We start from the raw sequence: 20,963 nt of genomic DNA on the forward strand, positions 1-20,963 counted from the left end.
TAAATTTAATTTTATAGCCACTATCTCTTGATATTTGTCGCTCTTTTAGGCAAAAAAGGAATAATTTTTGCTTTAGATCTTCAAAGTTTTAAAAACCTAATTTTAAGGAATGCTAATGAGAATAGGGACGAACTCTAGCTATACAATGTTACAATATTATCAAGGAAAAACACAAAATAGCTTAAATGGAATCTTAGCCCAAATGAATGGCTTAAAGATTCAATATGGCTATCAAGATAGTAGTATTTTTAATAAAACACTTGAACTAGACTACAACCTTACAACTTTAACCCAAAGCAAAGAACTTGCTAATAATGCACTTACTTTTACTCGACACACCGATACTGCCTTGAGTGAATTAGTCAAAAATATGGATAATTTCAAAAGCAAACTTGTCCAAGGAGCCAATGATATCCATAGCGAAACTTCACGCCTAGCTATTGCTCAAGATCTACAATCCCTTCGCAATCACTTTTTATCCATTGCTAATACCTCCATTGGTGGAGAATTTATCTTTGCAGGAACCGCAACAACTTCTAAGCCATTTAATAGCGATGGAAGCTATAATGGAAACAATGCAACACTTAATGCACTTCTTAGTTCTAGCAACTCTGTAGCTTATAATATAACGGGTTATGAGTTATTTTTCGGTTCTGATAATGATACTAATCGAATCATTTCAACTAATGTCCCCAAATTCAACCAAAGCGCTCTAAACCCTCAAATTATGGATCCAAATCACCCAACCGGAAATAGCGAAGAAGTTTATATTACCGCTGAAGATACCTTGCGCGATTTAGTGGGCGATAATGATTCTGATACTAACAACAATGATCCAGAAGTTTTTTATATTACAGGTCGCAGACCAGATGGGACAGCCTTTAAATCAAAATTTGAGATGGAAGTGGCTTACAACGATGAAGATCAAGCTGTCAAAGTGCAAGATCTACTTGATAGAATCGGAAAAGAATTTGGTAACACAGAAACTAGTCAATCTGTAGAAGTTACTCTTAATGAATGGGGAGAAATTGAAATAAAAGATCTCACAGGAGGGCGATCTAATATTGAATTTTATATGGTATCAAGTAGCTATCAAGATCCAAACAATCGACCTCCAATTAACCCAAATGGCGATGGAGTAGGCACGGCAGATATTGATACACTCTTAAATAGCGGAGCAAAGGTAAATACCTATGTTCAGAGTCCTTATTTGGGTAGTTTTTCAAATTCTCAAATCACTTCTGTTGAAGACTACAATGATCATAGACTTCACACGATTCCAACCACTTTTAGGAATCACAACAACGAGATTGCAAAAACTTCAACTTTGCTAACAGATATTTTTCCTAATGGCGTTACACAACTTGATTTAAGAGGAATCTCCGCCAATGATGCAGACAAAAATCCAACCAACAATAACTTAAATTCTACTTTTAATATCACTCCAACTTCCACTGTGCAAGATTTAATGGATTCTATCAAAACAATGTATAACAATCAACAAGGTGCCAATGTTGAAGTGCAATTTAGCAATGGAAAAATTACTATTATTGACAATAATGTTTCCCAAAAAACTCCACCCGATCAATCTCAAGATAATCTACCTTTCACAGGAGAAAGCTCCCTAAGCTTAACCATTACTGCTCAAAATGCAGGGGGTCGTGTCAATGGATTCCGCAATGATTATAGCGTGGAATACGATAGAGTAGGTTTTAGTAAAGAAGGTTCTACTCTAACTTCCAATGTCTCACAAATTGTTCGCGATACCAATGAATATGCCACAATGAGCACAAAACTCTCAGAAGTTTCAGGAGTTGGACTTAATGGGCACACTTATAACTTTGAAGTCAAAGATGTCAATGGAACTCCAATTAGCGGTAGAATAGAGTTTAGAGATGCAGGAAGTGTGATGATTATTGATTCTCCTGCCACAATTAATGGGGTGGATATTGATGGAATTGAAATCCCTATCTTAAATCCCAATGGAAATCCACCCCAAGTCGCAGGTGATCCAACTCCTGCTGATGAAGTTACCTACCAACAATTAGCCGATACTTTAGGTATCGTAATGAATTTATCCAATTCAAGCCAAGCAGATTTGCAAAATATCTTTGTTCAAGGTGGTGCAGACTTCAACGATCCAGATGTCAAGCTTTCTTATGAAACACTCATTAGCAATGCTAAAAATAATGTCTCCATTAGCCTTGATTCAAGCGGACAAATGCAGCTCAAAGATCTTAATAATTCTCCTACAAGAATGGAATTTATGTTTTATGATAACCAAAGTAGCAACTTTGCTCTTGATGCTAATGGCAGAGTAAATACAACAGGACACCCTGCACTAACTTTCCAAGCCAATAATGCCATTATTGCTGATGATCCACATGTGGATTTTTTCAAACAAATCGACACAATCATTCAAGCACTAGAAGATGGCACTTATAGACCTGGAGGTAGCAATGAGTATGATGATAGTATGCGAAATCCTGGTATCCAAAACGCACTTTTAGTGTTTGATCATCTAGCCGATCATGTCAATAAAGTACACACTAAAAATGGGGCACAAGGCAATTCATTTAAATACTCTATTGAACGCACTGAATCACTTATCGTGCAAGTTAAAACCTTACGTTCTGAAACAATTGACACTGATTTTGCAGAAGCATATTTGCAATTTTCTACTCTATCTTTAAACTATCAAGCAATGCTCTCTTCTATCGGAAAGATCTCGCAACTCTCGCTAGTAAATTACATATGACAAGCTTTTAAAGCTTGGCATTTTAGGATTGCTTTAATATCTTATTCTAAATAATGTTTTATAATTACTCTAAACCATTCTATTAAGTCATACAAACTTTGACCACAAAATACAACATACAAAGCCTTAAAATCCTTAAAAAATCGTAAATTTACCATTTCTCAAGTAATTAATTTCTCAATGTTTTTTTAACATCGTTAATCTAAATAAACTCAAAAAAAAAGATAACTATAAATTTACCAAATAATCAAGCTATAAAATCAAGCTATAAAATCAAGTATAACCCATTAATAAACAATTAATATTTCGCACACTAGAATCATACTGTATCTGAATATTAAAGGATTGGTGATGAAATTTTTCATTTCTTTGTTTGTTTTAGTGGCATCTTTATGGGCTAAAGAGATAGCTTATACAGATGAAGTTGTGTCGCTTTACCTTAATAAAGATGACACTAAAGTTACAGGAAGACTTTTGCCTACAAACGCTTTTGAGATTCTAAAAAGCGATAAAGACAGAGTTTTAATCAAGCTTGATGGATATGTAAATCCAAAATCTCCTTCTGTAGTTTATTTTAACGATTCTCAAAGAATCATTGTTGCTGCTTTTTCCAAGAATACAAAGCTTAATTTCTTACAAAAAACTGCGGGGAAAAATGGCAAATGGGATAAAGTTAGTCTTGAAGTTTGGGCAGATAAAAAAGATTTTGCTAAAGACAACAAAAAAATGTTAAGTTATGCAAAAGATCTTTTTGCTAACAATTGCGGAATTTGTCACGCTTTACACCCCGAAAAAGAATTTACAGCTAATGCTTGGCCAGCAGTTTTTCGCTCTATGGCAGATAGAACGGGGATTGACAAAAAAGACAGATGGCTAGTAATACAATACTTACAAAAAAATGCAAAAGATTTTAAAGCAAAATAAAAAGGAAGGCTTATGTTAGATAGAAGAAAATTTTTAAAGGTTGGCGCAGCATTAACAGCTATTCCACTTATTCCATCTATAAGTGCAGCAAAAAGTGTAGAGGCTACAAAAGTTAGTTTTGGGCTTATTAAAAATGGTGAAGTTATCACAGCAGCTCACTGGGGAGCTTTAAAGCTTACTATTAAAAATGGCAAAATCATTAAAAGTGAGCCTTGGGAAAAAGCCACTAACATGGATAACCCATTACAACACTACACTGCAGATATGGTTTATAAATCTCGCGTTAAATATCCTTATGTGCGCAAATCTTACCTTGAAGATCCCGATAATCCCAAACCTGAACTTCGCGGGAAAGAAGAATTTGTGCGTGTAAGCTATGATGAGGCTATAAAACTTATCGCAAAAGAACTCAAAAAAACAAGAGACACTAAAGGCACAAGTGCTGTTTTTGGTGGAAGTTATGGTTGGAAATCTAGCGGTAATATGCAAAATGCAAGAATCTTACTACATAGATTCTTAAATGTTACAGGTGGTTTTGTTGGTTCTACTGGGGATTATTCTACAGGAGCTTCTCAAGTTATCATGCCTTATGTAGTTGGATCAATTGAAGTGTATGAACAACAAACTTCTTGGGAAAATATTCTAGGAAATTCTAAATATGTTGTTATTTGGGGTGCTGATCCAATTTCAACTTTGCGTATTGCTTGGACTTCGTCTGATCAAAGAGGTTTGGCTTATTTTGAAAAACTTAAAAAAAGCAAAATAAAAGTTATTTGTATTGATCCAGTGAGAACTGATACAGCTAAATTCTTAAATGCAAAATGGATTTCACCACGACCAAATACCGATGTGGCTTTAATGATTGGTATGGCAAGTCATTTAATTGCCAAAAATAAAGTTAATTACGACTTCTTAGATAACTATACTACTGGTTTTGATAAATTCAAAGATTATATTGATGGCAAAGAAGATGGTGTTAAAAAAGATGTTAAATGGGCAAGTAAAATTTCTGGTATCAGTGAAAAAACAATCAGAGAATTAGCAGAAACTTTCTATGATAATCCTACTATGATTATGAGTGGATGGGGAATGCAAAGAGCTCATTATGGTGAGCAACCACACTGGATGCTTGTAACTCTAGCTTCTATGATAGGACAAATCGGCACCAAAGGTGGTGGTTTTGGACTTAGTTATCATTATAGCAATGGCGGTGTGCCAACTTGCAAAAGTGGTGTAATTGGCGGTATTAATGCAGGAAGCTTGGGAATTTGGGAAAATGGCAAATTCAAAGGCTTAGCTAAATCAAATCAAGCAGCTGGTGGTGCAGAATGGCTTCAAAATGCTGCAAGTGCTTCTTTCCCAGTGGCAAGAATAGCAGATGCATTGCTTAACCCTGGCAAAACTATCGACCATAATGGTGGTAAAATCACTTATCCTGACATTGATTTTATCTACTGGGCAGGTGGAAACCCACTTGTTCATCACCAAGATACTAACAACAATGTAAAAGCTTGGAGAAAACCTAGAACTATAGTTGTAAATGAAATTTACTGGACTCCAACAGCCAAAATGGCAGATATTGTAATGCCTGCAACTTCATCTTATGAAAGAGATGATATTACTATGACTGGGGATTATTCTAATATGAATATTGTACCAATGAAACAAGCAGTTAAGCCAGTGGGCGAGAGTAGAGATGATTATGTGATTTTCTCTGACATCTGCAAAGTTTATGGCAAAGATGTATTTAATGCCTATACAGAAAATGGCAAAAAGGCAAAAGATTTCATTAAAGAATACTACAATAGTGCTTTAAAACAAACTCAAAGCTTTGGTGAAGTTTTTGCAACTCCTATGCCAAATTTTGAAGAATTTTGGGCAAAAAATGAACCTATTACTTTTGATGCAACTGCAGAAAGTTACGAATGGACACGCTTCTTGGAATTCATAGAAGATCCAATCCTTAATGCACTAGGAACAGAATCAGGCTTAATTGAGATTTACTCTGAAACAATTAAAAATTACAACTATGATGATTGCAAAGCACATCCAACTTGGTTTGAACCAATTGAGTGGCTTGGAAACGCTACAAAAGAAGCACCTTTTCACTTGCTTACAAACCACCCAAAAGATCGCTTGCACTCTCAACTTTGCCACACAAGCTTAAGAGATACTTATGCAGTAAAAGACAGAGAGCCAATTTTAATCAACACTAAAGATGCTAAAAAACTTGGTATTAAAAATGGCGATGTTGTAAGAGTATTCAATAAGCGCGGAGAAGTTCTAGCAGGTGCAGTTGTAACAGATGATATTATGCAAGGCGTTGCAAGACTATGTGAGGGTGCTTGGTATGATCCTAATGAAAATGGACTTTGCAAATGCGGAAATGCGAATGTTTTGACTATGGATATTCCAACTTCAAAACTTGCAAATGGTAATATTTCTCATACAGGTCTTGTAAATATCGAGAAATTTAAAGGTGATCTTCCAGCACTTAGTGCTTTTGATGCTCCAAAGGGCGCTAATTAACCCACTTTTCAAAGAAAGCTCTAAAGCTTTCTTTGCATAAAAAATCAATCTTAAAATATAAATCAAAACACAAATTCAATTAATTTTGATTTATAAGATTTTTATATTAACTTTTTTAGATTCTTAAAATTGCGATAGTTATTAGAAAATATCAAGTATTAAAAAAATAGCAACACAGAAATTTTCTTAAAAATAATACGCTTTAAAGTATGTGCGGTTTTTAGCATTAACAGCTTTTTATTTGCTATCCTGCAATTTTAAAACAAACTCTCTATATTTCTAAAAGAAAATAATTCATAAGTTTTTTGAGTGGCGATTCTACCTCTAGCGGTGCGCTCCAAAAATCCATTTACCAATAAATAAGGCTCGATAACATCTTCAATAGTTCCCTCATCCTCACTCATTGCTGCAGCAAGTGTGCTAAGCCCAATAGGACGCCCCCTGCTCTCACAAATAATTTTCAAAAAACGCAAATCTAATTCATCAAAACCATATTCATTCACCCCAAGCTCATTTAAAGCATATTGTGTTCGCTCTTTTGTGATGATTTCTTCCTCTGCTACCTCTGCAAAATCTCTCACACGCTTTAACAAACGCAAGGCGATTCTAGGCGTTCCACGCGAGCGCTTAGCAATCTCTAATGCCCCTTCACTAGAACATTCTTTTTGTAGCTTAATGGAAGCAATTTGTGCAATTCTAGCCAATTCTTCTTTTTCATAAAACTGCATTCTAAACTGCATTCCAAACCTATCTCGCAACGGATTACTAATCATTCCTGCTCTTGTTGTCGCTCCAATAAGCGTAAAACGCGGTAAATCAATCTTTACCGTTTGGGCTGCAGGACCACTGCCAATAATAATATCCAATCTAAAATCCTCCATTGCAGGATATAAAATCTCTTCAATAGCAGGAGATAACCTATGAATCTCATCAATAAAAAGTATCTCTCCCTCACTTAGATTAGTCAAAATAGCTGCTAAATCACCTGCTTTTTCAATCATAGGTGCTGCTGTAACTTTAATTGGTGCATTCATTTCGCCACTAATAATGTGTGCCAAAGTCGTTTTGCCAAGCCCTGGTGGTCCAAAAAGTAACAAGTGATCTAATACATCTTTTCGTTTTTTAGCCGCTTCAATAAAAACTTTTAGATTCTTTTTAAGCTTTTCTTGTCCTATGTAATCATCCCAATGGCTTGGGCGAAGTTTAACCTCTTCATCACCCTCTAATTCCATTTTTTCAATTTCAACAATTCTCTCCAAACCTTCCCCTTAGTAACTCTCATTTATTTTAGGAAAATCTCCGTTCTTTACATCTTTTACATATTGTTGCACTGCTTCTCTAACCAACTTTGCTCCCTCCAAATATTGTCGCACAAATTTTGGCTTAAAAGCTTCAAAGAATCCTAGCATATCACTCCATACAAGCACTTGCCCATCAACATTTACTCCACTACCAATGCCAATGACAGGAATTTTTAAGTTTTGTGTAATCACTTGCCCAACTTCACTTTTAACCCCCTCCAAAACAAGACAAAAAGCCCCTGCCTCTTGGAGTTTAATAGCATCGCACAAAAGCTCTTGAGCTTCCCTCTCACTCTTCCCCTTGACCTTATAACCCCCCTCACTTCTTACTAATTGTGGCTTTAATCCAATGTGCCCCATCACTGCAATTCCATTTTCAACAAGCTTTCTAATTGTTTCATACATTTCTGCTCCACCTTCAATTTTAACCGCTTGAGCATTGGTTTCTTTGTAGATTCTAATTGCTCCTTGTAAAGCTATCTCTGGAGTAACCACACTCCCAAAGGGCATATCACACACTATAAGGCTTTGTTTGGCTCCATTACACACAGCTTTTGTATGATAAATCATCTCATCCAAACCAATTCCCAAAGTATCCTTTGCTCCAAAAAAACTCATATGCAAACTATCACCTACAAGTATCATATCCACTTCGCTATCAAAAATCCCTGCAAAAAGTGCATCATAGGCTGTAATCATTGTAATTTTTTCTTTATTTTTTTTCTCCAATATCTGTGTAATTGTTGTTTGTTTTATGGTAGATTGAATGCTCATTTTCTGCCCCCAAATAATCTAAAAACAAATTCTACTATATTTTCACATTAATTTTTCTTTGATAAAAACTTGACATTTAATTAAAATATCATTAAAATTTCAGGATTTGGGGCTGACATGAATTTCGACGGGAGTTAGATGGCTCTAGTTGCATACCGACTTGTGCTAAGTCGTAAAACTGGCTCTTAAATATAAACGCAAACAATTCAAATTACGCTCCTGCTTACGCTAAAGTCGCGTAAGTTTATTAACTCTTTTGGAGCTGTTTTTAGTTAAGATTCTAGCTATTTTCTAAAAGCATCATTTCTGCTAGATGCGGTTTTATCTACCTAGAGTAAAACTTAAGCTAAATAGGTTGCCTTGTTTATAGATTTTTGGGAGTTTTTATAGACAAGAAAGATTCTAAACCCAAGGAAGTATGTATATCAGCTGTGTTGGTCTAGTTTTCGGACTGGGGTTTGATTCCCCACAGCTCCACCATTTTATCTTTATTTCCCACAAGAGTCTTAAATCACTTAAAAAATCATTAAAGAATCAAAACAAAAATCTATATCGTATTCCTGCTTTTGTATTATCTTCTTGAATTCTATTATTCTCTCTTTGTAAAAAAAGCTTAATAGATTTGAAAGGTGAATACTCTACACCATAATTCCAAGTTTGCTCATTAACAACTTCATTATTCTGCACCACAGATTGCATTAAAACTAGATTTTGCAACAAAACATTTTCAACTTGATGTTTTATTCCATATTTTTCACCCCAATTAAGTGTTTGAGGATCTCTGGAGAATCCACCCACTAAAAGCAAAGAAAAATCTTCATATTCTAAAATCGGCAAATTCAGATTAAAATCTCCACCTATATTTTGATCATCACGCGTAAAATAAGAATTAAGATTAACTTTAAATTCCACCTTGGGTATATAAATCCCTGCTACATTATTTAGCTGCTCACTAAAAATAGGAGAAGCTGCTTTTAGAGTTGAATTAAAAACCTTATTACTCAAGCTATAAGCATCCCATTCAGCATTTTCATCAATAAGGCTCTTTACTTCTTCTTTTTCTTTATAAAAAGGCTGTTTGTAGTGCTTTGGTATTTTCTCTTCAATTACAGGCAAAGGGACTCCAAACATATCACCAAATTTCTTATAATTATTCAAAGGATTTTGATGATGAATCTCTTTACGAAGATAGTTAGATATTGCCGTTTCTTCCACTCCAAAGAGCATAACATTACAAAATAAAATAAGAATTAATCTAACAAATATCAAAAGTTTAAACTCTTCACTTTCAACACAAAAGCACTCAAATAATCTTTATGTGCTTGAATATCTAATTTTACACCTTTATCCAAAAACTCTTTTTTAAGAATTTTGACTTCCATTTTCTTAGCCAAATATTCCACTTGCGCTAGTAGCGAAAAAGAAACAAAAAGTGTTTCTTTGGATTGTGGAATATAGGCTTTAAGAATATTCTGCTCTTGTGCTTGCAAAATAGCTCCTTTTGCCCCTTGGGTATAAGCGCGCACCAATCCGCCTGTTCCAAGCAATGTTCCGCCAAAATACCGCACACTAAGCAATGCACATTCTATCAAATCATATCCTCTTAGCACCTTTAAAGTTGGCATACCTGAAGTGCCTTTTGGCTCACCATCATCACTAAAAGATTCAACAATTTGAGATTGTGCATTGAAATATCGGCTTGCTGTTACAAAATGCACTGCTTTTGTGTGTTTGACTCTTGCTTCGTTTAAAAATTCTTCAAAACACTCAATAGGAATAAGAAAAGAGAGAAATTGCGAACCTTTAGCCTCAAAAATGCTTTGAGCAACTTCAGTTGGATAATACAAATCCACTACTTCCCTCTTTTAAGATTCCCTTGTGAAAATTGTATAATCCTCTCTGGAATCTCATCTAAACTAACCACTTCACACACTGCTCCTCTAGCAATTGCTTGTTTAGGCATTCCAAAAACTACACAACTACTTTCATCTTGTGCAATCGTGTAAGCTCCATTGTCATAAAGTTCTTTAATTCCAATGCTACCATCATCGCCCATTCCTGTCATAATAATTGCCAAAGCATTTTTACCAACAACATTATTAACACTGCGAAACATCACATCTACACTTGGTTTATGGCGAGAAATCCTCTCTCCATCAACGCTTTTGATAAAATAATCATTGCCTACCTTATCCAAAAGTAAATGTTTTCCACCCGGTGCAAGGTAAGCACAAGAATTATGCAAATGCATTTTTTCATTTGCTTCAAAAACATCAATGACCGCAAGGCGATTAAGACGATTAGCAAAGGAAGTTGAAAAGCCTTCGGGAATATGCTGAGTAATAACAATAGGTGGTAAATTAGGCGGAAGCCTTTGAATAATCTTAGAAATCGCTTCCACCCCGCCCGTGCTTGCCCCAATAGCAATAAGCTTTTTCCCTTCGCTCCTGCAAGGATTAGACTTTAAGATTAAATCGGGATGATATTTTTCATTATGATTAATCACATTAGTCCTTTATTTTAATAAAGGTATTCTGCCCTAAACGATCAACTTTAGAAGCCAATCCTAAAATACTTTCAGAATGACCCAAATAAAGAGTTCCACCAACTTTCAAACAATTAAAAAGCTTTTGCAAAATCTCCTCTTGATCGCTCACTTTAAAATAAATCAAAACATTACGACAAAAAATAATATCAAATTCATTTTTCCCAAAAGGATAAGTCTTGGCATACAAATTATGTTGTTTAAATTTAATAATATTTTTTAAGCTTGACTTAGCGTCCATTAAGATTTCTCTTTGACTTTTTGGCGTCATATCAAAAAAATCTTTTAACTCCAACCAAGTTGGAAGTGGATTTAAAAAAGTATCCACGATATATTTACCTCTTTTAGCAAACTCCAAAACTGAAGTATCAATATCTGTAGCTAATAAACTTATAGGGGTTTTGGAATGATAAATTTCTTTTGCATAAAGCAAAGTTGCAGCAATAGAATAAGGCTCTTCTCCAGTAGAGCTTGCCGAGCAATACACCTTAATAGGTTCACTTTCTTTAAATCGATGGGGCAAGATTCGATTAATCATATCCAAAAAATGGAACCCCTCGCGAAAAAAATCTGTTTTGTTAGTGGTAAAACTATTGATAAATTCCTGCTTAAATCGCCCACTCTTAAGCTGTATAAAAAAATTATCAAAATCATCTATTCCTAAATCACGCGCCAATTTATCAAGGCGATTTTTTATTGTAGAATCTTTATTGCTTGGCAAATAAATCCCAGCCATCTCATAGATTAAATCTCGTGCTTTATCGATTTCATTGCTACTGATGAGTGGCAAGTTTCTTACCTTTTAAATAATTTTCTTTCCACTTAGCTACGCTTAAAGTATCAACCACTTGCCCTATGGCATTATATTGTTCATAATAATCTCTCACAAAAGCACATACCTCTTTCCTTAAGGGCATAAAATACCCCTCTTTATCCTTTAGAGCATACCTTGAGAGAAACTCTAGCGCATCTGCTTTATTTAAATAAATCTCAATAAGCTCATCGTAAGTTTGCAAATACTTTTCAATCAATTGTGGTATTTTTTCCTCATGAATCTCTAAAGCCACCGATTCAAAATTTCCAACATATTCCAAAATTCCAGCGCTAAAGAGAATATCAAGGTGTATCAATCCCTCACAATAATAAGGCAACACTTCACCCTCTTTTTTCCAAGCCATTAATCCAACAGCCCTTGAAATAGTATTAAACACAAGTTCTTTTAGTAATGGTTGATTCTTAGCAACAAAATAATAGGCTAAACCACCCATTGTAGCTTTAAACTCTTCAATATTCTTAAATTGACCACTTCTATTAATTTGCAATTCACTATCCAAGCTAACCCACAAAATATGTCCAAACTCATGTCCTATAGTAGAAATCTCATAAACTTTATACCAATCTTCTTTGCGATAATAAAGCATCTCGCGATTAAAATCCAAAAACTCTTCAGGAAAAGTTTTACGGCTTAAAAGCATAAAAGGCTTAGCACAAGAAATCTCCCATACTCTATCTGGAAAATAAAAAATCTTTTTGCCATATTTAGAGCTCACACTCTCATCATTTGGCACAACTTGCGCACTAAACAAACCATTTAGCTCTGCACCATAAAACAACAAAGGCTGCCCGCCATAACTTTGCGTTTTTGCCAAAGATTCTTGAACGCAAAAATCAATTTCTTCTTTATATGAAGTTTGTGGCATTTTTGCTGTATATTGAGAATAAAATTCCACAAAAGCCTCTTTATTGACTTCACTAGTAGAAGCCAAATCAAGTAAATCTTTTCCCTCATAGATTCTAGCGATTCTTAAATCCCACTCTGGCGCCACTGCTCTTCTATAATGATCTTCATAATACTCCAAAGGATGCCCCACTTGCAATGGCGTTGTGATTTTCATCCAAGCCCTATCCACATCACGCCAAGATTCTAAGAGTTTTGCGGTATCTTTTTCCATCAAAGCTTTTTGTAGTGTTTTAAAATATGCAAGATAAGAATCTTTTTGTTCAAATTTTGGGCAAACTTCAGGAATGAGCTCAAGACTTAAAAGCATTTTTTCAAAAGTAGTTTGAAATAACTCAAAATCCTCTTTAAAAAAATCTGCATAAGCGATGGCTTGATAGGCATTTTCTTTTAATACAGGCACCGAGTAGCTTCTATCGCTTACTTCGCCATTTTGTGAAACTTCCTCAGCGCTCTTTAAAGCCTCAAGAATACTAGGCAAATTATCATTGAATTTTTGACTCAAATCTTTATTGATTCCTAAAATTAGTTTTTCTTGCCAATTTGCAAAAAAACTATTAAAAACCAAACCCACTTGATGAACGCTTACTAATAATTCTCGTAAAAAAGGTGTTAAAAGATTCTCATTTCTAACAAATTCCAAAAGTTTTTGATGTTTTTTTACATAAAAATTTTCTGTGATATGCAACATTAAGGCACGAACTTCTAAAATATCCTCTTCCTTGAATTGAAGTTTATTTAAAATATTTAACAAAGCGCCTTCTTTTAGGGCTACAACTCTATCAATGAGTGCTAACAAAACTTCTTGATTATTGGGCAGTTTTTCAAAAACTGGTTTTAGAAATTCTGGAACATTACTTTTAATATTTTCATACAAAGCATTAGTTTTTTTATTTTCTTCCTCTAAATAGCGATAAAGCCTAGCAATATCTAAAAGAATCTTATTCTCCATCTTGCTCTCTTTTATGATTCTTAACCACTTCATAAGCTGCATTGATTTTTTGTAGTTTTTCGGTGTAGGTTTTAATAATTGATTCTTCTAATCCCTTATGGTGCAAAATATCAGGATGATATTGACGCACTAAATCCTTATAAGCCCTTTTGATAGTCTCCATATCTGAATCTTCGCTAACACCCAAAGTAGCACAAGCTTCTTTATAGTCTTGATATGCCATTTCCCTAGAATAAAATTCTACAAAAGAATCATACAAAGCATTAAAATCATCATTTTGAATTTCCAAGTAAGCAGCAACATCTAAAATAACCTCACGCTCTTTTTCACCCAAAACCCTATCAGCATAAGCCAAACTCAACAAATATTCTACAAGTTTCAAACGAGTTTTATATTGCCCCTTGGTAAGTTCTGCATAAGCCAAACTCAATGTTTCAACATCTTCTGCGGTATTTTTAAAAATAGTATGCAGAATCTCTAAAATTTCTTGCTTTTGGTTCATTGCGCTTTGCAAAAGAATTGCTTGAGCAATATCTTCAATTGTACTTTCCATTAACTCTTCTTCTAATTCACAAATCTTTCCATCGCTTTGTGCTAATTTAGACATCAAGCTAACCATAATCCCATATTCGCTTTTTTTAATCTTTTCTTCTTTGCTTAAAGCTTTATAGGGATCTTCATAATTTTGGAACTCTTCCTTAAAATTATAGTTAGAATCTTGTATTTGTGGGCGCTTATGAGGATTGGATAAATAATCTTTAAAATTAATAAACGCAACTGCAATAATAACAATAGTAATTAATAATAAAATTTCCATTTTACCCCTTAAAAATTATTTAAAAAATCCTTTTAGTTTCCCCATTATTCCTTCAGCAGCTAAGAATCCTAATTCTTGTAATTTAGCTTTAATTTCTTTAATCCCTTCTTCATTAGCTTCAACTTCTACGCTTTGAGAGGGGATATCAACTTTTAAGCTAGGATATTTTTGTCCTAAAGATTCTTGAATCTTATTAACACAACCTTGACATTTAATATTAATACATTGGATTTTCATAAAGTATTCCTAAAGAATGAAAGATAGTAAGTGGTGGGTCCTATAGGACTTGAACCTATGACCAATCGGTTATGAGCCGAGTGCTCTAACCATCTGAGCTAAGGACCCTTCTTTAAAAAATTTTTGGAAGCGTAATTATATACAAAATTATTCTTAAAAGCAAGTAAATGTTCTAAAAGCCCAAAAAGTATCATAAAAGTAATAAAACTACTCCCACCATAACTAAAAAGTGGTAATGGAATACCCACAACTGGCGCCAAGCCAATTGTCATTGCTATATTTACACCCGAATAAATAAAAACAAGCAGACCTGCACAATAAGCAATAACTCTTAAAAAATAATCCTTAACATCAATGCTCCCCATACTAAAAATATGAAAAATAAGAAACGCATACAAAATAAACAACCCTATAATTCCAACAAATCCAAAGCGCTCTGCAAAATAAGGAAAAATAAAATCACTTGTAGCAATAGGCAAAAAACGATAAATCGTCTGCGTGGCTTCTTCCTTTTCTTTGCCATCAAGCCCACCTGCCCCAACTGCGATAATAGATTGTCTTACCTGATAATCTGGTTCTTTAGAGATAAAATCTTCAATACGCTTTTTTTGATAATCGTGCAAATTTGCGTATAAAATAGGCGAAAGCAAACACATCCCAACAAGCAAAGTAAGCCATATTTTATAATTCACTCCAATCAAAAACAAAACTCCAAAACCCATAATCAAAAGCACAAGTGCAGTCCCCAAATCTGGCTGTTTTAAAATCAACACAAAAGGCAATAAAATATAACAAGAAAACTTAAGAAAACTAAAAATCCTATAACCATCTCCCTTGGGGGGATTCTTCGCAATTAAATGCGCTAACATCAAAATCAAAGCAGGTTTCATTGTCTCAGAGGGCTGAAAAGTAAAATGCACAAAAGGAATCTCAAGCCACCTTTGCGCACCAAGTCGCACATCACCAAAAAAATCTACCGCTACAAGCAAAACAATATTAACCCAATAAAATATCACAATCGCCCACGACATACGCTTAATAGGCAATAAAAAAGTTACTGCAAATACCAAAACTCCAATAAACACATAAACCAAAACTTTATCACCCAAAAAAGCATTATTTTCATTAATTAAAAACCACGATAACATTACAAGTGGGATCACTAATAAAGGTAAAGTAAAATCAAAAGATGATAAAATATTCCTATTAAATCTCAAAAGTCAAATCCATTTCTTTAAAAATTATGATGATAAGCTATTAAATTAAAGCTTTAATTTTAGCATAATTTCTAATAAAAAGAGAGAGTAAAAATTGCAAATAAACAAACAAAACAAGCACGATTCATTAACATTTTATGTCCAACAAGAAGAATCAAAAATGCGACTTGATAAATTTCTTGCACAGAAGCTAGGATTATCGCGAAATCAAATTAGTAAAATAATCCAGGAAAAACAAATCACCCTCAATGGAATTTTTATTCAAAAAAATGGCACTTCCCTTAATTATAACGATCAAATCACTCTGACTCTAACTAATAAACAAGCAAAAATAAAACCAAGCAATCTTAATATTCCTATTTTATATGAGGACGAGGACTTACTAATCCTTAATAAGCCCATTAACCTAATCGTTCATCAAACTCATCAAGAAGATTCTCAATACACACTGCAAGATTGGTTGCAAGAAAATAATTTTCCACTCTCTAATCTAGGAGATTCTTGCAGACAAGGCATTATACATCGCCTTGATAAAACTACAAGTGGCGCAATTGTGATTGCCAAAAATAATCACGCCCACGAAATTCTAAGCCAACAGCTCAAAAGCAGGGAAATGGGTCGTTATTATCTTTGCGTGATTGATTCACCCCTTAAGCAAAATATTCTTATTGATACCCCCCTTATAAGACACCCTAGAAATCGACTTAAATACATCCCCACTACAAAAAACACTCCCCTTAGTAAAGAAGCAAAAACCGCTTTTTATAAAATAATCAACAACAATAAGATAGAGTTAATTGGTGCCAAGCTTTTTAGTGGAAGGACACATCAAATCCGTGCACACCTTAGCAAAATACAACGACACATTTTGGGCGATGCTTTTTATGGCTACAAGGGAAATTACACCACTAGAATACTGCTACATTCTCACCTACTCTATCTCACACACCCCACTACCAAACAACGCCTAGAAATCTATGCTCCCTTTTGGGAAGATATGCTATTATTTTTGCACCAAGAATTTTATCCAACGCAAAATCTTGAATATTTCAAAAAAAACTTCAAAATTCCACTTGATCAACTTTATCATTCAAGTTTCTCAAATTCCTAACCCCTCTTGAAATATAATGTATTTTTTTGCTTTTTTATGCTATGATAGGCACCTTTCAAATAAACTTGACATAAATAGATAATTTTCAAAGGGTTTTTATATGGTTAATTTATCCTATTTTTCTAAGCTTGATTCATTATGGGCAAAGATTCTGCTCTTTTTTACTCTTGTATTCTTTAGTGCTTGTAGTAGCTCAAATCTTAATTTTGGCTCCACCCCTTCAATTAATCCAAATATCACTCCTCCTAGTAATATCCGCACACTTAGCGATGTTAATACCATTGCTTTTGAATGGAATCTTATCCAAAATCCAGAAATTGCAGGGTATTATATCTATCGCAAAAAACCAAGTGAGCAAAGCTTTAGCAAAATTGCCACTTTAGATTCTCGTTTTATTACGCATTATGCGGACAACAAGCTTGAATCAAACACTGAATACTTCTATCAATTCGCTTCTTTTGATGCACAAAAAAATATTTCACAATTCTCAGCCCCTATTAGCGCAAAAACACAATTTATTGAAGCTATTAATTATATTGAAGCCATCAGTAATTACCCGCGCAAAGTCAAGATTATTTGGAATCCTCACCAAGATACTCGCGTAATCGGTTATGTGATTGAGAAAAAAAAGACAAATGGACAATGGAGTGAATTAGCAAATATTAATAGTCGTTTGCTTGTAGAATACCTTGATACAGGACTTGAAGACAACACTTCTTATGAATATCGTGTTTTTGCTTACAATGCTAATAAAACCTATTCACTCCCTTCTAAAAGCGTTAAAGCTGCTACCAAGCCTAAACCAACTCTAATTTCAAACTTTACTGCCACTACCAATGTTCCAAAGCAAATTATGCTCAAATGGGATCTTCATCCAAACCCAGAAGTAACCCAATACACTCTTTTCCGATCCAACTTCGAATCAAGCTTTTTTAGTAAACTTGCTACTCTCCCAAACAGCACCAATTCTTATCAAGATGCCATCAAAGATGATGGAAAACAATATTACTATAAAATCACTGCTACTGATAAAGATGGCATTGAAAGTCTTGAAGTTGGTCCCATTATGGGTATGACCTTAGGGATTCCAAGCACTCCAGTGATTACTTATGCGCAAATTGAAGGTAATTCTGCGGTTTTACGATGGATGCCTCAAGATGATCGTGCTACAGAATATATTGTTTATAAAAAAGATTCGCGTTTCTTTGGAGAAACTTTGCGTTACAACAAAGTCTTAACACCGGAATTTATTGATCGTGAAGTTACTCCGGGAGAAAAATATTACTATCGTGTTAGCGCTGTTGATGCCAATGGCTTAGAATCAAAACAAACACAAGAAATTATGCTTTTCTTACCTGCACAATAATGCCGCACTTTAAAACTAACTCCCTAGCTCTCCCAAGCCTTCCCTTTTCTCTAACAACTAAGGAGGGGAAGTTCTCATTTTTAGAGCTTTTTACTTCAGTCAATCAGCCTAATTTTTCTCTATTGCAAGTGCATTTTACCCCAAAAGATTCTCATCTTAAAAATAAAGATTTTTTTCTAGAAATCAAAAAAAATGAGCAAGAAACTATTGTTAAGTGCGATAAAAACTCAAAAATCGCACCCATTGGCATTATCAAAAAATCCCTAGAAATCCTAGCAACCTATCAAAATTCACTTAACACCCACAATCTATATAGCAAAAATACACTCCACACCAATAAACTTCCCTTTATTAAGCATATTGAAGATTTCCTAGACTTTGATTCATTGCTTACAAATCAAGATTTAAAAAACCCAAAAATATGGCTTGAAATTGGTTTTGGTAGCGGAAGACATCTTTTATATAATGCCAAACAACACCCACAAATACTTCATATTGGATTAGAAATCCATTATCCTTCTTTAGAGCAAGTTGCACGACAAATTGAACTCTCTAATTTAAAAAATATTTTAATTCTAGCTTATGATGCGCGTATTTTTTTAGAGCTTCTTCCCTCTAATGTGCTTGAAAAAATCTTTGTGCATTTTCCTGTGCCTTGGGATAAAAAACCCCATAGAAGAATCTTTAGCGCACCTTTTCTCTCCCAATCCTCAAGAGTTCTAGTAGCGCAAGGTCATTTGCAATTGCGCACCGATAGTTTGGAGTATTTTAACTACGCAAAGGATTTGGCATTTGCTAATCCCAACTTTACTCTAGAGTATAGCAAAAACTCCCAAGAAGCTATCATTAGTAAATATGAAGCAAGATGGCTTAAACAAAAAAAGGATATTTATAATTTAGAGCTTTTTGCCACTCAAAATAGCCCCCAAATCTCACTAGATTACAACTTTGATTTTCCAAACAAAAGCCATATTCAAATCCCTTTTAAACCAATTAAAATTATCAAAGAAGACTATTTTTTACATCTAGAAGATCTTCTACTCTCTCCAAGTCATAAATTATTTAAAGTCTCTTTTGGGGATTTTAACTATCCAGAAACGCGCTATATTTTAGAAGATTCCTCCTTGCACTATTTTAGGGAAAATCCACTCCCCACGCAAATTAATCATCAAGCCCATCAGCTCTTAAAGGGGCTTTTAGAAACCCATTTTATAAAGGAAACTAAACAATAATGGATGCAATTATCAAAGCAGAAGGAATTAACCTAGGCTATAAAGATGAAATGATTATTAAAAATGCTAGTTTTAATATTTTTCCCCAAGAATTTGTTTTTATAAGTGGTCCTAGCGGAAGTGGTAAAAGCACCTTGATTCGCTCCATTTATGGAGACTTACCTCTTAAAAGCGGCTCTCTAGAAGTATGTGGAATGGAAATGTTTAAAGCCGGAAAAAAAAATATAGAAACTCTACGCCGCCACCTTGGAATTATCTTTCAAGACTATAAACTCATCAAAGACTTCAATGTTGAAAAAAATGTAATGTTGCCAATGATTATTGGAGGTTTCACCAAAGAATCATGCAAAGCCCAAACCGATCGATTACTCGCCCACATCAAACTTTCACACAAAGGCAATAAATATCCACTAGAACTAAGCGGTGGAGAACAGCAAAGAGTGGCAATGGCAAGAGCACTTTCGCACAATCCACTTCTAATTCTTGCAGATGAGCCAACTGGAAATCTTGATGATTATTCCAGTGAAGTTATTTGGAGTTTATTAAAGGGTGTAAATGAGCAGTTAGGAATCACAATTGTGGTTGTAACACACCGAATCCCAGAAGCATTTGGCATTAGATACCGCCATTTACATATTGAAGAAGGAGTGATTTATGAACTCTCTTAAAAATCATCTCTCGCTAATTATTCCATTAGTTGCCCTTCTTTTTGCTTTAGAGAGTATTTTGCTTGTTAATAGAACTCTTAGCGACTATGAAAGCAAACTAGGAAAAAACTACGCCATTGTTCTTGCTTCAAACAAGGAATTAAAACTACAGGATTTAAAAGAAAAAATCTCTGAAGCCAAAACTCTGGCTCCTATTGATTCAAAAGTTATTTTAGAACGCCTAAAAGACAATATCAGTCAAGCTAATCTTATTGTTTTAAAAAATACTCTGCCTTATTTCTATTCTTTGAATCTTGATTCTTATCCTAGCACTTCTCGCTTAGAGGTTATTGAAAAAACCTTAAAATCCATTGATGAAATCATACGCATAGAAACTTTTACAAAAAGCCATAGTCAAATTTACCAACTCCTTTTAATCATCAATAGTAGCGTGATAATTTTTTCAGGCTTAATTGCACTTATTAGCCTACTTTTAATGTTTAAGCAAATTGAAATTTGGAAATTCCAACATTTAGAGAGAATGGAAATTATGACTCTACTTGGCGCACCTTTGTGGATGCGTTCGCAAATCCTTTTTCGTCTTGCTTGTTTGGATACCATTATCGCCACTGCTTTGGTTTGTGTTGGATTATTTTATCTCTCTCAAAACCCAACTTTACTTATTTTTATGCAAGAATTAGGACTAGATTCTGCAATCTTTTCGCCCTTTTATGATTCTGTTATTTTATTGCTTGTTGGCTTAAGTGTCTCATTAATCGCTGTTTGGATTGTAAGCTTACAGCAAAAGGACTAGT

18 protein-coding genes, 1 tRNA gene and 1 other RNA gene are annotated in these 20,963 nt (G+C 34.3%); 9 read left to right on the forward strand and 11 right to left on the reverse strand.

The annotated features are described in order from the left end of the window. Positions 1-115 precede the first annotated feature (115 nt). The 3 genes from flgL (at position 116) to CCY98_RS01245 (ending at position 6,211) form a co-directional block, all read left to right on the forward strand. Positions 116-2,758 carry a flagellar hook-associated protein FlgL gene (gene flgL, locus CCY98_RS01235; protein ID WP_112056788.1) on the forward strand — a complete coding sequence of 881 codons (2,643 nt, stop codon included), beginning with the start codon at positions 116-118 and terminating at the stop codon, positions 2,756-2,758. Between the two features lie 351 nt (positions 2,759-3,109). Then, positions 3,110-3,682 (forward strand): cytochrome c3 family protein, encoded by a 573-nt coding sequence (locus tag CCY98_RS01240; protein ID WP_112056789.1) that lies wholly within the window; start codon positions 3,110-3,112, stop codon positions 3,680-3,682. Positions 3,683-3,694: 12 nt separating this feature from the next. Further along, positions 3,695-6,211 (forward strand): molybdopterin guanine dinucleotide-containing S/N-oxide reductase, encoded by a 2,517-nt coding sequence (locus CCY98_RS01245; protein ID WP_112056790.1) that lies wholly within the window; start codon positions 3,695-3,697, stop codon positions 6,209-6,211. Positions 6,212-6,468: 257 nt separating this feature from the next. Here CCY98_RS01245 and ruvB read toward each other — a convergent pair whose 3' ends face one another. Together ruvB and panB are read right to left on the reverse strand one after the other, a co-directional pair. Further along, entirely contained in the window at positions 6,469-7,470 is a 1,002-nt protein-coding gene (gene ruvB, locus CCY98_RS01250) for a Holliday junction branch migration DNA helicase RuvB (protein WP_112056791.1), read from the reverse strand. Positions 7,471-7,479: 9 nt separating this feature from the next. Further along, the gene (panB, locus tag CCY98_RS01255; protein ID WP_112056792.1) at positions 7,480-8,286 is read right to left on the reverse strand and encodes a 3-methyl-2-oxobutanoate hydroxymethyltransferase; all 807 of its coding nucleotides are present in this window, start codon (positions 8,284-8,286) and stop codon (positions 7,480-7,482) included. Between the two features lie 108 nt (positions 8,287-8,394). Here panB and ssrA point away from each other — a divergent pair. Beyond that, positions 8,395-8,766, forward strand: a transfer-messenger RNA (tmRNA) gene (gene ssrA, locus CCY98_RS01260). 54 nt (positions 8,767-8,820) lie between these two features. Here ssrA and CCY98_RS01265 read toward each other — a convergent pair. From CCY98_RS01265 to CCY98_RS01305, 9 genes are all read right to left on the reverse strand, one after another. Continuing rightward, positions 8,821-9,555, reverse strand: a complete 735-nt coding sequence (locus tag CCY98_RS01265) for a hypothetical protein (RefSeq protein ID WP_258437817.1) — start codon at positions 9,553-9,555, stop codon at positions 8,821-8,823. After that, positions 9,552-10,139 carry a YigZ family protein gene (locus CCY98_RS01270; RefSeq protein WP_112056793.1) on the reverse strand — a complete coding sequence of 196 codons (588 nt, stop codon included), beginning with the start codon at positions 10,137-10,139 and terminating at the stop codon, positions 9,552-9,554. The genes CCY98_RS01265 and CCY98_RS01270 overlap by 4 nt, the downstream gene beginning before the upstream one ends. After that, positions 10,139-10,792 (reverse strand): CheB methylesterase domain-containing protein, encoded by a 654-nt coding sequence (locus tag CCY98_RS01275; RefSeq protein ID WP_112056794.1) that lies wholly within the window; start codon positions 10,790-10,792, stop codon positions 10,139-10,141. Before CCY98_RS01275 ends, CCY98_RS01270 begins: the two co-directional genes overlap by 1 nt. Before the next feature lies 1 nt (position 10,793). Continuing rightward, positions 10,794-11,621: a protein-glutamate O-methyltransferase CheR gene (locus CCY98_RS01280; protein ID WP_112056795.1), complete on the reverse strand. Its 828-nt coding sequence runs from the start codon at positions 11,619-11,621 to the stop codon at positions 10,794-10,796. After that, the gene (gene ciaB / locus CCY98_RS01285) at positions 11,605-13,521 is read right to left on the reverse strand and encodes an invasion protein CiaB (RefSeq protein ID WP_112056796.1); all 1,917 of its coding nucleotides are present in this window, start codon (positions 13,519-13,521) and stop codon (positions 11,605-11,607) included. Before ciaB ends, CCY98_RS01280 begins: the two co-directional genes overlap by 17 nt. Then, entirely contained in the window at positions 13,511-14,338 is an 828-nt protein-coding gene (locus CCY98_RS01290; protein ID WP_112056797.1) for a DnaJ domain-containing protein, read from the reverse strand. The genes ciaB and CCY98_RS01290 overlap by 11 nt, the downstream gene beginning before the upstream one ends. A gap of 15 nt (positions 14,339-14,353) precedes the next feature. Then, positions 14,354-14,575, reverse strand: coding sequence for a cation transporter (locus tag CCY98_RS01295; RefSeq protein ID WP_112056798.1), 222 nt, complete (start codon positions 14,573-14,575; stop codon positions 14,354-14,356). Positions 14,576-14,606: 31 nt separating this feature from the next. Beyond that, positions 14,607-14,683: transfer RNA gene (locus CCY98_RS01300), tRNA-Ile, on the reverse strand. Then, complete coding sequence (locus CCY98_RS01305) at positions 14,674-15,792, reverse strand: FtsW/RodA/SpoVE family cell cycle protein (RefSeq protein ID WP_112056799.1); 1,119 nt, start codon at positions 15,790-15,792, stop codon at positions 14,674-14,676. Before CCY98_RS01305 ends, CCY98_RS01300 begins: the two co-directional genes overlap by 10 nt. Before the next feature lie 94 nt (positions 15,793-15,886). Here CCY98_RS01305 and CCY98_RS01310 point away from each other — a divergent pair, with 94 nt between their 5' ends. The 5 genes from CCY98_RS01310 (at position 15,887) to CCY98_RS01330 (ending at position 20,962) form a co-directional block, all read left to right on the forward strand. Further along, positions 15,887-16,903: an RluA family pseudouridine synthase gene (locus CCY98_RS01310; protein WP_242099391.1), complete on the forward strand. Its 1,017-nt coding sequence runs from the start codon at positions 15,887-15,889 to the stop codon at positions 16,901-16,903. Between the two features lie 100 nt (positions 16,904-17,003). Next, complete coding sequence (locus CCY98_RS01315; protein ID WP_112056800.1) at positions 17,004-18,269, forward strand: fibronectin type III domain-containing protein; 1,266 nt, start codon at positions 17,004-17,006, stop codon at positions 18,267-18,269. After that, positions 18,269-19,501: a tRNA (guanosine(46)-N7)-methyltransferase TrmB gene (gene trmB, locus CCY98_RS01320; RefSeq protein ID WP_112056801.1), complete on the forward strand. Its 1,233-nt coding sequence runs from the start codon at positions 18,269-18,271 to the stop codon at positions 19,499-19,501. Before CCY98_RS01315 ends, trmB begins: the two co-directional genes overlap by 1 nt. Then, a complete protein-coding gene (locus CCY98_RS01325; RefSeq protein ID WP_112056802.1) occupies positions 19,501-20,169 on the forward strand; it encodes an ABC transporter ATP-binding protein in 669 nt (222 codons plus the stop codon). Before trmB ends, CCY98_RS01325 begins: the two co-directional genes overlap by 1 nt. Further along, the gene (locus CCY98_RS01330) at positions 20,156-20,962 is read left to right on the forward strand and encodes an FtsX-like permease family protein (RefSeq protein ID WP_112056803.1); all 807 of its coding nucleotides are present in this window, start codon (positions 20,156-20,158) and stop codon (positions 20,960-20,962) included. The genes CCY98_RS01325 and CCY98_RS01330 overlap by 14 nt, the downstream gene beginning before the upstream one ends. Position 20,963 lies beyond the last annotated feature (1 nt).

It is taken from the genome of Helicobacter sp. 11-8110 (assembly GCF_003288905.1).
GTDB lineage: Bacteria > Campylobacterota > Campylobacteria > Campylobacterales > Helicobacteraceae > Helicobacter_D > Helicobacter_D colisuis.